The sequence below is a fragment of the Pseudoalteromonas luteoviolacea genome (assembly GCF_000814765.1).
In the GTDB taxonomy this organism is placed as follows: domain Bacteria; phylum Pseudomonadota; class Gammaproteobacteria; order Enterobacterales; family Alteromonadaceae; genus Pseudoalteromonas; species Pseudoalteromonas luteoviolacea_H.
Genome location: NZ_JWIC01000005.1, coordinates 808,858 through 822,832 on the forward strand (window position 1 = coordinate 808,858; position 13,975 = coordinate 822,832).

The 13,975-nt window shown below is 42.5% G+C and carries 13 protein-coding genes; all 13 read right to left on the reverse strand.

Annotated elements, in window-relative coordinates; translation table 11 throughout:
• Nucleotides 1–165: 165 nt before the first annotated feature.
• The 13 genes from JF50_RS10915 to flhA all read right to left on the reverse strand — a co-directional run bounded on the left by JF50_RS10915 (nt 166) and on the right by flhA (nt 13,941).
• Nucleotides 166–1,287: a serine hydrolase domain-containing protein gene (locus JF50_RS10915; RefSeq protein ID WP_052262244.1), complete on the reverse strand. Its 1,122-nt coding sequence runs from the start codon at nt 1,285–1,287 to the stop codon at nt 166–168.
• 140 nt (nt 1,288–1,427) lie between these two features.
• Nucleotides 1,428–1,853: a DUF2802 domain-containing protein gene (locus tag JF50_RS10920; RefSeq protein ID WP_039609439.1), complete on the reverse strand. Its 426-nt coding sequence runs from the start codon at nt 1,851–1,853 to the stop codon at nt 1,428–1,430.
• A gap of 3 nt (nt 1,854–1,856) precedes the next feature.
• On the reverse strand, nt 1,857–2,354 hold the full coding sequence (locus JF50_RS10925; protein ID WP_023401824.1) for a chemotaxis protein CheW: 498 nt from the start codon (nt 2,352–2,354) through the stop codon (nt 1,857–1,859).
• Nucleotides 2,355–2,378: 24 nt separating this feature from the next.
• Nucleotides 2,379–3,164 (reverse strand): chemotaxis protein CheW, encoded by a 786-nt coding sequence (locus JF50_RS10930; RefSeq protein WP_039609440.1) that lies wholly within the window; start codon nt 3,162–3,164, stop codon nt 2,379–2,381.
• Nucleotides 3,157–3,942: a ParA family protein gene (locus JF50_RS10935; RefSeq protein WP_039609441.1), complete on the reverse strand. Its 786-nt coding sequence runs from the start codon at nt 3,940–3,942 to the stop codon at nt 3,157–3,159. Before JF50_RS10935 ends, JF50_RS10930 begins: the two co-directional genes overlap by 8 nt.
• A gap of 61 nt (nt 3,943–4,003) precedes the next feature.
• Nucleotides 4,004–5,155, reverse strand: coding sequence for a protein-glutamate methylesterase/protein-glutamine glutaminase (locus tag JF50_RS10940; RefSeq protein WP_039609442.1), 1,152 nt, complete (start codon nt 5,153–5,155; stop codon nt 4,004–4,006).
• Between the two features lie 85 nt (nt 5,156–5,240).
• On the reverse strand, nt 5,241–7,505 hold the full coding sequence (locus tag JF50_RS10945) for a chemotaxis protein CheA (RefSeq protein ID WP_039609443.1): 2,265 nt from the start codon (nt 7,503–7,505) through the stop codon (nt 5,241–5,243).
• A 15-nt stretch (nt 7,506–7,520) separates the two neighbouring features.
• Nucleotides 7,521–8,288, reverse strand: a complete 768-nt coding sequence (locus tag JF50_RS10950; RefSeq protein ID WP_039609444.1) for a protein phosphatase CheZ — start codon at nt 8,286–8,288, stop codon at nt 7,521–7,523.
• A 20-nt stretch (nt 8,289–8,308) separates the two neighbouring features.
• Nucleotides 8,309–8,692, reverse strand: coding sequence for a chemotaxis response regulator CheY (cheY, locus tag JF50_RS10955; RefSeq protein ID WP_010364893.1), 384 nt, complete (start codon nt 8,690–8,692; stop codon nt 8,309–8,311).
• 46 nt (nt 8,693–8,738) lie between these two features.
• Nucleotides 8,739–9,473 (reverse strand): RNA polymerase sigma factor FliA, encoded by a 735-nt coding sequence (locus JF50_RS10960; protein ID WP_039609445.1) that lies wholly within the window; start codon nt 9,471–9,473, stop codon nt 8,739–8,741.
• 2 nt (nt 9,474–9,475) lie between these two features.
• A complete protein-coding gene (locus JF50_RS10965) occupies nt 9,476–10,336 on the reverse strand; it encodes a MinD/ParA family ATP-binding protein (protein WP_023401816.1) in 861 nt (286 codons plus the stop codon).
• Nucleotides 10,329–11,819, reverse strand: a complete 1,491-nt coding sequence (flhF, locus tag JF50_RS10970; RefSeq protein WP_039609446.1) for a flagellar biosynthesis protein FlhF — start codon at nt 11,817–11,819, stop codon at nt 10,329–10,331. Before flhF ends, JF50_RS10965 begins: the two co-directional genes overlap by 8 nt.
• Before the next feature lie 22 nt (nt 11,820–11,841).
• Complete coding sequence (flhA, locus tag JF50_RS10975; protein ID WP_039609447.1) at nt 11,842–13,941, reverse strand: flagellar biosynthesis protein FlhA; 2,100 nt, start codon at nt 13,939–13,941, stop codon at nt 11,842–11,844.
• Nucleotides 13,942–13,975: the final 34 nt, after the last annotated feature.

A 13,975-nucleotide genomic window follows, 5' to 3' on the forward strand; every position in this document is an offset into this window, starting at 1 on the left:
CCTTTTTATTACCTTTCGATCTATCAATAATTAACCTCACTTATTAATTTACTTCTAAAGCAAAGTTAAAATTTTCTTACTTTAAGAAAATAACAGAGTTTATTTCTTAAGGAATACACAGTATGTCATCAAAGGTAAGTATTTAAGGAATGATAATAAAAAGCCTTAAATCGATTTAAACGACTCATAAAGCCCCGCCCAAACTAATAAACGAGAAAAGGGGTTCGTTATCCAATACTGCTGTAAAGATTTAACTAAACTTCGACTCCACACCCCATCTAAATTACCGTTCGTCAAATAAATAACAACCATATAATCGCTGAACTCTGCATTAAAAAATGCAGATACCCTTAACAACGCTCCTCCATCATGTCCCACACTATGCCAATCGCCTTCCTTTTCATAATCCCAGCCAGATACGAAGAAATTAGCCTGTCCATTTAAAAGCTTCTGTGGGCGCCAAAGCTTAATCAATATCGCCTTGTCGACTAGTTTGCCTTCCATCAAACTTGATAGAAAAAGGTTTAGATCATAAGCAGTAGAATAAATGCCAGTATGAGCAGTGCCATAGCTTGGGAAGACATACTTATTAGGTTTGATCTTATCGCCACTATTAGGCAGATATGAAGGCACAACGCCTCTTGGGAGCTGCACAGCCTTTAAGTAAGTATTCGACATCATTAGAGGGGTTAATAATCGTTCTTGGACCAATGACTCATAAGACTGGCCTGTAACAGACTCTAGCAAGGCACCAATAAGAAGATAATTAATTTGGGTATACTGTACTTGAGTATTGAACTCAAACACAGGTTCTTTCTCACCTAAAGCTTTAATAACGTGTTCAAAGCTTTGTGGTGCACTCACTTGCTGATTTATAACTAAAAAATATTCAGGTATCCCAGAGGTATGGTTCAACAATGCACTTATTGGAATATTCAGCCATTGACGAGGCAACTGGACATACTTACCGATAGGTTCATCTAATGAGAGCTGTTTTTTTTCTACCAGTTGAAAAACAAGGACAGTCGCAAACAGTTTGCTAACAGAAAAAATGGGAAAGACGCTATGCTCATTCAGGGTCGAACCCACCCTGCTTTTTGATGCCTCAAACGCATATTTAAAGGTAATATCACCATTGTCGTTAACTAACACTGCTTGAGATGGGATCCCATGTAACTGTGCATTTTTCTCAACTTGATGAATTAACTTATCGCGCAAAGATGAGTCGTTTTGCATACACCCAGTTTGCAACCACAAAGCAATAAATATGACTAATCTATGCACCACGTATTCTTCTCTTACAAATATCCATATCAATGGTGATCAATCTATGTGCTTTTTAAGTAAAAAAACAAATCAATATCTTTTATCGAACCTAACAGCAACTTATGTTCGAACAATAAAAAAGGCGCCTTTCAGCACCTTATTCAAGATTTATTGTGTAGAGACATCAATAATTCAGCTTCCGCTCTGGGGAGCTCACATTCTCGCATAATTTCTTCGAGGTCAGCACCAAGTTCAACCATCTTAACTGCCCGAGAATATATTTTTGCGTCGGGATCATCATATTTTTGTGCTGCTTGTTGCTGAGCTAACTCTTTGACATAGCTTTCACTTTCAACAAGCCGCTTACCAATACTTAAAACACTCGCTCTAACTTCTGCAATTTCACTTCTTAGAATACTGATCTGCTCTGCGTCACTGTGTACTTGTTTATGCAATTTAACATTACTATTTTGTGATTGCTGCAAACGTTTACTAAACATGAACAACAAACCCAAACATAACAAGCTAATAAAGCATGATGCTATCACCAGTATAATGAGTACATCATCTAATGTTACTGCCGCCACAACTTACAGATGACTCAACTCATCCCACTCATCGTCGCTGAGTAGTTTATTGAGATCAACTAAGATTAGTAATTCACCTTCGCGATTAGACACACCCTGAATAAACTTAGCACTTTCTTCAGTACCAATGTTTGGCGCGCTGTCAATCTCGGAGCTACGTAAATATACTACCTCTGCGACACTATCTACCAAGATACCAATTACTTGCTTCTCAGCCTCTATAATAACAATCCTAGAGTTGTCAGTGACTTCTGCACTCATCAACCCAAAGCGGGCGCGAGTATCAATAACGGTTACAACGTTACCACGAAGGTTAATGATACCTAGCACATAACTTGGTGCACCTGGGACTGGTGCAATCTCAGTGTAACGCAATACCTCTTGTACTTGCATTACATTGATACCATATGTCTCTTCCTCTAGTTTATATGTCACCCACTGTAGGACTTCATCATTACTATCGGCATTTTTATCTGCAGAAAGTATTCTTTCTTGGCTCATGATTAAACTCCAGATTGATGCTAGTTACTGCTCTCGGCTATCGAGGCCTTGCTCTAGCAACCTATTTAAATTCTCTACGTCAATAAGCGCACACATTTTTTCTTTAATCACACCTGCAAGCCATGGTCGCTTACCGCAGGTTGTTCGCCACTTAACATCATCAGCTGTGAGCGTAATATTATTGACTAATTTTTCTGCTAGCAGCCCCCACTGACTGTCACCTAACATGATTAAATACTGGTAGTTAAGCTGCGACTCCAACTCGGGTGTATACTTTTCAGGCATTACCCAACGAGCTGTATCAACAACATTCAGCTTTTCTTCACGGTTTAGCATTACACCTTTAAACCACTTTGGTTTACCAAATAACTGGTTAACCTCTGTCAGCTGATGAATACCACCCAGTGCTTGCAATGGAACAGCAAGTGTCAGACCTGCAACCTCAAAAAACAAAGCTTGAAACTCTCCTTCAATGAAGGCTTCTTTTGCAGCACTCTGCGCAGGTGCTTGTTCTTTGATAATAGTTGTATTTTCAGTTATCTCAAGCTCTTGGACCGGCAACTCAGGAGTTTCTTGCAGAACTTCCTCAACAACGGCCTCAGAGGTCTCAACTTTCAGCTCAACCTCGGCTTTTGGTACCTCAACAACTTTTGCTTCATCAAGCAGTTTTTCTTGCTTTTGTGCATCCGGCACAGACTCAAGCAACCTCGCAACGGGTGCAAGTGCAACATCTTGATCTTCCTCTTCTTGCAATAAGGCGCCAAGATATTGTTTCATCACTTGTTCGTTTGCAAACAGGTGCTTACTCATTCTTACCTCTTTCTAATTCACCAATATGCTCGAGTAATGCTCGATATGCATATACACCTCTTGATTTCGGGCAGAATTGTACCGGAACCTTCTGTGCCAAGCTAGCATCTCTGAATTTGGTATCAACTGGAATAACGCCAGGCCACACTTTATCCTGATATGATTCAACCAGCGACTTGTAAGCTTCCAAAGATGCTTTTGTGCGCTTATCATACATTGTAGGGACTATAGTATATTGATATTGTTTAGAATGCGAACTTTGCATTAATGTCATTGTGCGCATCATTCTATCTAGCCCCTTTAATGCCAAAAACTCAGTCTGTACAGGAATGAGTATACGTTCACTGGCAGCCAAAGCATTGACCATCAATACCCCTAAAACAGGTGGGCAATCTAAAATGGCATAGTCATAGTAATCGCTAATTTTTGCCAGTGCTTTTTTCAGTATTAATCCCATACCTGAACGATTACCCATGCTTCTATCCAAGGTGGCTATGGCCATTGTCGCAGGCAAAATATCTAAGTTTTCGACAGTTGAGGGACATAAAGCTTGTAAAATTTCTTCGCTTTGCATGTTGGAACCACGAATGAAAATATCATATACACTCACCTCTAAATCTTCAGAGTCAATTCCAAAGTAATAAGTCAGTGATGCATGCGGGTCTGTATCAATTAATAATACTCTTTTTCCTTCAGTGGCTAATATGCCACCCAAGCTCACCGCAGTGGTCGTTTTGCCTACACCACCCTTTTGATTCGCAACCGTCCAAATTTTCACTTTATTATTTTATTCCTTTGTGACTTTTCATGACAAAGCTGTATCAAACTAATTTATATACCTACGCAATCCCCAGCTCTTTATTAATGCGTAATGCCACATCTTGAAGTGCAAGGCTTTCGGATGATAGACCTGCCGCTGCAACAGCTTGAGGCATGCCGTAAACGACGCATGTTTTTTCGTCTTGCGCCCAAATCGTTGCGCCTACTTGCTTCAACATACGAGCACCATCTCTGCCGTCAGCGCCCATCCCCGTTAACACAATCGCGAGAACATCACCCGAATAAGCTTTAGCCGTACTTGCAAATGTTACGTCAACACACGGTTTATAAGTGATTCTCGGGCTGTCATCTTCAAACACTTTAAGTGTTTTACTCCCACCTCGTGCTTCTACCATCATTTGCTTACCCCCTGGCGCTAAATACGCCACACCCGGCATCAGCTTATCACCTTGCTCGGCTTCTTTTACCTTAATTTTGCACAAGCTATTGAGTCGTTGTGCAAAAGCAGGTGTGAAAGCAGCAGGCATATGCTGAATAAGCAATATTGGGTGAGGAAAGTTCGCTGGTAGTTGAGTCAAAATAGTTTGTAGAGCAACAGGCCCTCCTGTAGAAGTGCCAATAGCTACTATCTTGTATGATTTACCAGACGCTTTGAAGCTTCTTTGTGGAGTGGTCTCCGGCGCGGCTTTTTGAAAACTTCTATCTGGCTGAGCCACTGTTGTAGTTGAACGTAAACTAGATGTCGGTTTTGCCGCAGGGCTAACCAGTGTTGATGGTTTTGCTGAAGTCATCGGTCTTGTAAATCGACTGACTCGCTTACGACCAATTTCTTTCACCTTTGTCTGCAAAGCACGCGTGGCTTCTTCACTATTTCGGGCAATGTCTTCAAACTTTTTAGGTAAAAAATCTACGGCCCCAGCATCTAGTGCATCTAACGTAGCGCTTGCTCCTTCACGAGTTAATGAAGAAAACATTAAAATTGGCGTTGGGTTACTCTGCATTATTTTTTTAACAGCGCTGATACCATCCAATACTGGCATCTCTACATCCATGGTGATCACATCAGGACGTAACTTACTTGCTTTTTCAACAGCTTCTTGGCCATTAACTGCAAAATCAATAACCTCAATTCCTGCGTCTTTTTCTAGTATTTCACTTACACGACGACGGAAGAAACTTGAGTCATCAACAACTAATACTTTTACTGCCATTGGCATCGCTCTTTTTTAATGTTACAGATCCGAAAAGTGGTGCCTTTGGCACCACTAATTCGGTGACAGCAAAAAGCGTCTAGCGCTATTTGCCTGCGTAATGCTTCAACATACTTGGTACATCAAGAATCAATGCAATACCACCGTCAGAAGTGATAGTTGCACCTGCCATACCAGGTGTGCCTTGTAGTAGGGAATCAAGTGGTTTAATCACCACCTCTTCTTGACCTATCAGTGAATCAACTACAAAACCGACTTGCTGAGTGCCTATTTGTACAATAACAACATGTCCTTCAGCTTTTTTCTGATTAATGTCAGTCCCTTTAACTAACCAATGCTCGAGATAAAACAGAGGTATCGCCTTTTCACGCACAATAATCGTTAGCTGGCCATCAACCACATTGGTTTTGGTTAAGTCAAGATGGAATATCTCACTGACGCCGGCAAGCGGTAACGCAAATGTTTGCTCTCCTACCATCACCATCAGTGTTGGTAAAATAGCGAGCGTCAATGGTACTTTGATCTCAAGAATTGTACCTACACCCAGCTCAGACTGAATGTTTACTTGACCATTAAGCTGCGTAATCTTTGTCTTAACAACATCCATCCCCACACCTCGTCCAGAGATGTCGGAAATTTCTTCTTTTGTAGAAAACCCAGGTGCAAAAATCAGGTTATATGCTTCAGTATCTGACAATCTACTTGCTTGATCCGAATCAATAACACCTTTGCTAATCGCAATTTTCTTCAACTTTTCAGGATCCATACCCGCACCATCATCTCTGATAGTTAACAGAATATGGTCCCCTTCTTGTGATGCAGAAAGCGTAACAGTACCTGTACGAGATTTACCACCTGCTTCACGTATGTCCGGCATTTCAATACCGTGGTCAACAGAGTTTCTAACCAAGTGAACCAATGGATCTGCCAGTGCTTCTACCAAGTTTTTGTCTAGATCGGTATCTTCACCTTCTAGAATCAAATTGATATCTTTTTTAAGGCTACGTGCAAGGTCTCTCACAACGCGAGGGAATCGCCCAAATACTTTCTTAATTGGCTGCATTCGGGTTTTCATAACAGCACCTTGTAAGTCAGCCGTGACCACATCTAGGTTCGATATGGCTTTACCCATGGCTTCACTGTTGCTGTTATTTGCTAAACTCACCAAACGATTTCGAACCAATACAAGCTCACCAACCATATTCATGATCTGGTCTAGCCTTTTTGTATCTACCCGAACCGTAGTTTCAGCTTGTGCCGCCGGTTTTTTAGGCGCTCCGCCTTTAGGCTCAGCTTTTGCTGGTGCAGGTTTTGGTGCTGCTTTGGCTGCGGGCTTAGGCGCCTCAGCTTTTGGCGCAGGTTGCGGTTTAGCTGCTGGTGTTGGCGTCGGTGCAGGCGCAGCTTTTGGAGCTTGTGCAGGCTCTGAAGGCGCGGCACCTTCTTCTAAATTTTTTGGAGCCTGACCTTTGCCATGCAGTTCATCAAGTAGCGCTTCAAAATCTTCATCATTAATTTCGTCATCGCCACTGTCTTGCGCACTTGTTGGTGCAGCGGGCGTGGCAGGCGCTTCTGGTGGCGCACTCTGAACTGGCGCTTCGTCGTTGGATGTTGCTCCAAACTTACCGACGCCATGGAGTTCGTCTAATAAGCTGTCAAATTCATCATCGGTAATATCTCCATCATTGGCATTCGATGGAGGAGTAGACGGAGCCGCAGGGGCGGCAGGCGCCGCTTGAGGCGCTTCAACGGCAGGGCCATTACCCGACCCGTGAAGCTCATCTAACAAGCTTTCAAATTCTTCTTCTGTGATTTCGTCAATACTATCTGAGGTTGCAGGTTCAGCGCTTTCTTCACTGCCTACATCAAACAGCACATCATCTTCTGCTTCCTGAACAGGCTCAGGTGGTGGTGCTTCAACCACAGGCTCAGCAGCAGGAGCTGCGATTACCTCGTCAGCAGACTCAGGCTGACTTAACTTGTGTAATACGTCGAGTAACTCTTGGTCCGCAGGCTCAGGTTGCTCGCGGTTTTGTATGCATGCGAACATGTCATTAATGGTATCAAGCGACTGTAAAATCACGTCCATTAATTCAGGATTCACAGAACGTTGGCCTTGGCGCAAAACATCAAAAACGTTTTCGGCACCATGACAAGCGTCGACCAACTCGTTCATACCTAAAAAGCCAGCTCCACCTTTTACAGTGTGGAAGCCTCTAAAAATTGCATTCAGTAAATCTTTGTCATCTGGGTTATTTTCTAATTCAACAAGTTGCTCAGATAACAGTTCGAGTATTTCTCCAGCTTCAACAAGAAAGTCTTGTAAGATATCTTCATCGACTTCAAAGCTCATTATTATACTCTCCTATTAGAAACCCAAACTAGATAACAAATCATCAACTTCATCTTGGCCAGACACAACATCGTCTCGTTCCTCAGCGTCAATGATAGGCCCTTCAGGACCAGCTAGTTCATCAGTGGCGGTTTCAACTACTTCTTGTGGTTGTTGAGCCGTGTTAAGTTGACCCACTTCTGACGTGCCAAAAACAGTTAATAGATGAATTAAACTGTCTTCAACCTCTCTTACCAATTCTATGACTCGACGAATGACCTGACCGGTTAAATCTTGATAATCTTGCGCCATTAAAACATTAGTCATCAAGCTTTGTAGTTCGTCGGTGCGACCTTGTGAAGATTGCATAAAATCATTTAAGTCATGACACAGAGATTTAAACTCTCCTAGCTGAATATCACGACTCATCAACCTATCCCAAGTAGGCTTTATTTCAGAAAGCTCGTCAGCCAACTGTTGAGCAAGCGGTAAACTAGCTTCAACCGCATCCATTGTTTTGTTCGCCGCATTTTCAGTCATTTCCATGACATAATTTAAGCGTTGCTTTGCATCTGGTAAGGCTTCTGTAGTTAAATCTGATAAACGCGTATCTAACTCGAAGTTTTTCAACGACTCGTGTAACTGGCGTGTCAATTTTCCGACTTCAGCAAATAACTCGGATTGCTCTTTGTTAGTTGCTTCAATTAAAATTTGATCAGCTTTTTCTTGTTCACCGTTTTCAAGATACTCAACAAGTTGCTTCGCTTGCTCTAATGTAATTTGTGGCGCAGAGGATTCTGACATAAGCCTATCCTTACTTGTAACTAGCCTAAGCGTTCAAAAACTTTTTCTAACTTAGTTTTCAATGTTCCAGCGGTAAAAGGTTTAACAATATAACCATTTACCCCAGCTTGCGCTGCTGCAACAATTTGTTCTTTTTTAGCTTCTGCAGTTACCATTAATACTGGGATATGCTTTAGGCTATCGTCAGCCCTTATTGCTCGAAGCAAGTCGATACCTTGCATGCCTGGCATGTTCCAATCAGTAACAACAAAGTCAAATTCTTGATTTTGCAACATTGGAAGCGCAGTGCTGCCATCATCTGCCTCTTGAACATTTGTAAAGCCTAAGTCTCTCAACAGGTTTTTGATTATTCTTCTCATTGTAGAGAAATCATCAACCACGAGAATTTTCATGTTCTTATCCAAAACTTCCTCCGGTGAGGTTTGAACCTATAAAAAAATAAAATGTACTCTAATTGATCCAGTCATTTATCTTGGCTCTGAGTTTAATCATTGCCTGACCATGAATCTGACTCACTCGAGACTCGCTCACATCTAAGATCTGGCCAATCTCTTTTAAATTCATTTCATCGTTGTAGTACAAAGATAACACCATAGCATCTCGCTCTGGCAACGTTTTTATTGCGTCTACTAACGATTCATTAAAGCGCTCATTCTTAACGTTATTGAATGGTTTGTCTAGCGCTAAATCACTGCCTGCAGGTGAAATTACATCTTGGTCGACCCCAAGGTCTTCAATGCCAATAATCTTACTTGCATTCACGTCATGTAAAATATGATGGTACTCATCTAAGGGAATATCAAGTTTTTCAGCGATTTCAGTGTCTTTTGGCTCACGACCTAGAGCAGTTTCTAACTCTGCAATAGCCTCTGCGACCATGCGGCTATTTTTGTGGACGGAGCGCGGAGCCCAGTCCCCACGGCGTATTTCATCTAACATAGCACCCCGAATACGGATGCCTGCAAACGTTTCAAAACTCGCCCCTTTACTAGCATCAAAATTTTTTGTTGCTTCAATGAGACCTATCATTCCTGATTGAATCAAATCATCAAGTTGAACGCTCGCAGGAAGCCTTGCAAGCAAGTGACAAGCAACTTTTTTGACTAAAGGTGTATGACGCTCAACCACCTTGTTAAGGTGGTCTGCTGTTTGATATCCCGCCATTCGATTGACCGGTGTAGCCATAATTACCCGTTAACTAACTGCTCAATGAAAAACTCTAGATGCCCTGAAGGCTGATGAGGCACAGGCCATTTAACAGCTTTGCTTGCTAACCCTCTAAACGCCACAGCGGCAGGAGAGTTAGGATAGAGTTCAACAATGGTTTTTTGACGGCGCGAGGATTTACGCATATTTTCATCGAAAGGAATTGTAGCGACAAGCTCTAAAGCAACATCTAAAAACCTATCAGTCACTTTTGAAAGCTTAGCAAATAGCTCTTGCCCTTCTCTGAGGCTCCGAACCATGTTCGCAACAATTTTGAACTTATAGACGCCATGCTCTCGACTTAAAACCTTAATCAATGCATACGCATCTGTAATTGACGTGGGTTCATCACATACAACGACCATCACGTCTTGAGCTGCCCTGGAAAAGCTCAAAACCATATCAGAAATACCAGCGGCAGTATCCACTATTAAAACGTCAAAGTCGTTACTAAGTTCGCTAAATGCACGGATTAAACCCGCATGCTCTGCTGGGCTCAGCTCAACCATATTTTGAGAGCCTGAGGTCGCAGGAACAATTCTTATCCCAGCAGGTCCTTCAACCAAAATCTCGTCCAGCTCACATTCGCCGGATAGCACATGAGATAAGTTACGCTCCACACGCAAGCCAAGCATTACATCGCAATTTGCTAACCCAAGGTCAGCATCTAAAACTAATACTCTATGGCCTTGTTGTCCTAACGCAATTGCAGTATTTAATGAAACATTAGTCTTACCGACTCCTCCTTTACCACCAGTTACTGCTATTACTTTTACTCCGTGGTTACTTTTTTGATTCATTTTACGCAGGCCACTTGCTTGATCTAAAACTGTATTAATCATACATTCCTACTGTCTGGGACGCCACTGCTTCACGTCGTGAATGTTGTGCTTTTGTTCTTTTTAAATACAACTGCTCAGCCTTTTTAACTAATTTTTGAGCATTTGCAACACGAATGTCTTCTGGCACTCGCTGTCCGTTGGTAAGATACCCTATTGGCAGACGATTTTGAATCGCAATACTAATAATCTCACCTAAACTTAGACATTCATCAAGTTTTGTAAAGATGCAACCACTCAAGTTTACTTTTTTGAAATGGTTTACTGTTTCCTGCAAAACATGCATCTGCGATGTTGCGCTCAGCACCAAATAACTACGAATATCAACTCGTGAACTGCGCATCAATGTATTCAGTTGCTCAGTTAAACGCAAGTCTCTTTGACTCATGCCTGCAGTATCTATTAATACTAGTCGCTTATTTCGCAAATGATAAAGAACTTCTGCTAACTCATTTGCATCTTTAACTTGCTTGACCGGACAGCCAATGATTCTACCATAAGTTGCCAACTGCTCGTAAGCACCAATTCTATATGTATCTGTGGTAATTAATGCAACTTTATCAGCACCATACTTCTGCGCGCCTAGCGCTGCTAATTTTGCAACCGTCGTTGTCTTGCCTACCCCAGTTGGGCCAACCATTGCGTAAACACCACCTTGACGAAGGATGTCATTATTGGTTGTGTGCATCTGATTCACAACCATATTTAACAGCGCATTCCATGCTTCTTTTCTAGATACATCATCAGGTATAAAACACGCCATTTGCTCAGCGACTTCAGAGCTGATCCCCATACCTTGCAAACGGTTGATTAAACAAGCTCTAGTCGGATCTCTGCGGTCCATCTCTTGCTTCATTAAACCAGAGACCTGATATTCAAGTAACTGACGGATAGCATTCATCTCATCACGCATAGAGCTCATTTCATCTTGAGATGCGTTATTTGCAGCTGACTGTGCATCCATATCGGCTTCTAATTCATCACCAAAATCCCAATCAGATGTCAGAGGATCCGCTTGTTGTGCAGGTCGAGTTTGTGCAGGGCTAGGCTGAGCTTGCTGAGCTTGGCTATATGTTGGTCTTTGCTCTTGCTGAGGTTGGAACAAATCACCAGTATCAATGCCTGACTGAGAAAACATAGAAGCAAGCTCAGGAGAACGAGGTTTTGGAGCTTGGCGCTCTAAGAGCGCTTCTAGGCTATCAGCAACTTTTGCTTGTGGCTGAGCTTGAGGACGACGAGTTTGAGGCTTAACCACGCGAGCCGGTTGACTATACGTCGATTTTTGCGTAGCAAGAGGCTCCGGGCGCGCTTCAGTTGAGGCAGGTTGAGCCTGTGGCGCAACTCTGTCATTGTCTATAGCAGCGACAATTTCTACACCGTCAGCGAGTTTTTTGTTCGACATAATGACAGCATCTGCACCTAATTCATCTTTTACTTCTTTTAAAGCCGTACGCATATCTTTTGCGAAAAATCTTTTAATTTTCATGACTCAGCACCTCGTTCCTCTATTATTGCCCAACCGAGCTAATAATCTTGATTTGTCTCTCGTCCGGCACTTCCTGATAAGACATTACTCTTAAACCAGGAATCGTATGCTTAACAAATCGAGATAAAACACTTCTTAACATACCAGAGGTTAATAAGATGGACGGCTCGCCTAACATTTCTTGCGTTTGATGCGCTTCTCTCAATGAACCTTGAAGTCGCTCTGCAAGACCTGGCTCTATACCTGCCCCCTCATCACCTGCGTTCTGAAGTGACTGATGCAACATCTGTTCCAACTCAGGCGCCAATGTTATGACAGGTATCTCATCAGCGTTGCCAACGGCATCTTGAACGATAAGCCTACGTAGTGAAATTCGCACTGCAGCCGTTAGTACATCAGGGTCTTGGCTTCTTGGGCCATACTCCACTAAAGTCTGTACAATTGATCTCATATCTCTGATAGCGACGCCTTCGTTAAGCAAATTCTGTAGCACTTTTACGATAGTAGTCAGAGGTAAAACATCTGGTACTAACCCTTCGACAAGACGAGGATGACTCTTCGCAAGCATGTCTAATAAGTTTTGTACTTCTTCATGACCGAGTAGCAATGATGCATTATTGGTCAGTAACTGGCTGATATGTGTCGCAACCACAGTCGCAGCGTCTACGACTGTATACCCCAGAGAATGTGCTTCATCTTTTTGATCTGGTTTTATCCAAACGGCATCTAAACCAAAAGCAGGATCCTTTGTCGCCACACCTTGAAGAGGACCAAAGACTTGACCAGGGTTAATTGCAAGCTCATCACCATGTTTCAATTCTCCATCGCCTGAGCCAACTCCCATTAATGTAATCTTGTATGCATTAGGGTCTAGCTCAAGGTTGTCACGAATATGGACAGGTGGAACAAGAAAACCAAGTTCTTGAGATAGCTTTTTACGTACACCTTTAATACGACTAAGCAGTTCGCCACCTTGGGCTTGGTCTACTAACGGGATCAAGCGATAGCCTACTTCAAGACCGATTACATCAACAGGCTGAACATCATCCCAGCCCAACTCTTTTTGATCTTGTTGTTTGTTGGCAACTTGTGTTCCTTTCGCTTCCTCTTCTGCTTGCTGCTCAGCCGCTTTTTCTTTGTGCTTCTTGGAAAGATAAGCTAGACCGCCAATCAGTGTACCCAAGCCTAAGAAGGCAACATGAGGCATGCCTGGCACTAAACCCATCACAATTAAGATACCAGAAGCGATATAAAGCGACTTTTCGTTTCCTAGCTGCTGCGTCACTTGCTCACCCATGTTGTGAGACTCATTTTGACGCGTGACAACAATCGCAGTACCGATAGACAGTAAAAGAGAAGGTAATTGCGCGACAAGACCATCACCAATGGTCAATAGCGTATAGACTTCCATTGCACGAGAAAACGTAAGGTCGTGCTGAACCATACCAACAAATAAGCCACCAATAATGTTAATAGCCAAAATAACGATACCCGCAATGGCATCCCCTTTAACAAACTTACTGGCACCATCCATCGAACCATAAAAGTCAGCCTCTCTAGTCACTTCATCACGGCGTGTTCGTGCTTCTTCTGCTGAAATGAAGCCAGCGTTTAAGTCGGCGTCTATCGCCATTTGTTTACCGGGCATTGCATCTAGGGTAAAACGTGCTGAGACCTCTGAAATACGGCCAGCACCTTTGGTAATTACAACAAAGTTGATAATAATGAGGATAAGAAATACCACTAAGCCGACGGCATAGTTACCACCGATAACCACGGAGCCAAACGCTTCAATCACTTTACCAGCGGCATCTCCGCCATTATGGCCTTCAAGTAACACAACCCGTGTGCTGGCAACATTTAATGCTAATCGCATTATGGTCGCAATCAGAAGCACAGCGGGAAACATACCGAATTCTAAAGGTTTCATGGTATATACGGTAACAAGCAGTACCACAAGTGCGAGTGCGATATTAAACGAAAACAAAATATCCAGTAAGAATGGCGGCATGGGTAAAATCACCATGGCCAAGGCAGCTAAAACCAATAAAGGCGTGCCTATGCCTTTAGCATACTCTTTTTTTTCTCGATTAATTTGTTGTAGAACCGCTTTAAAATCCATAACTTATCAACTTCAATTTATTGACGCAGATAAG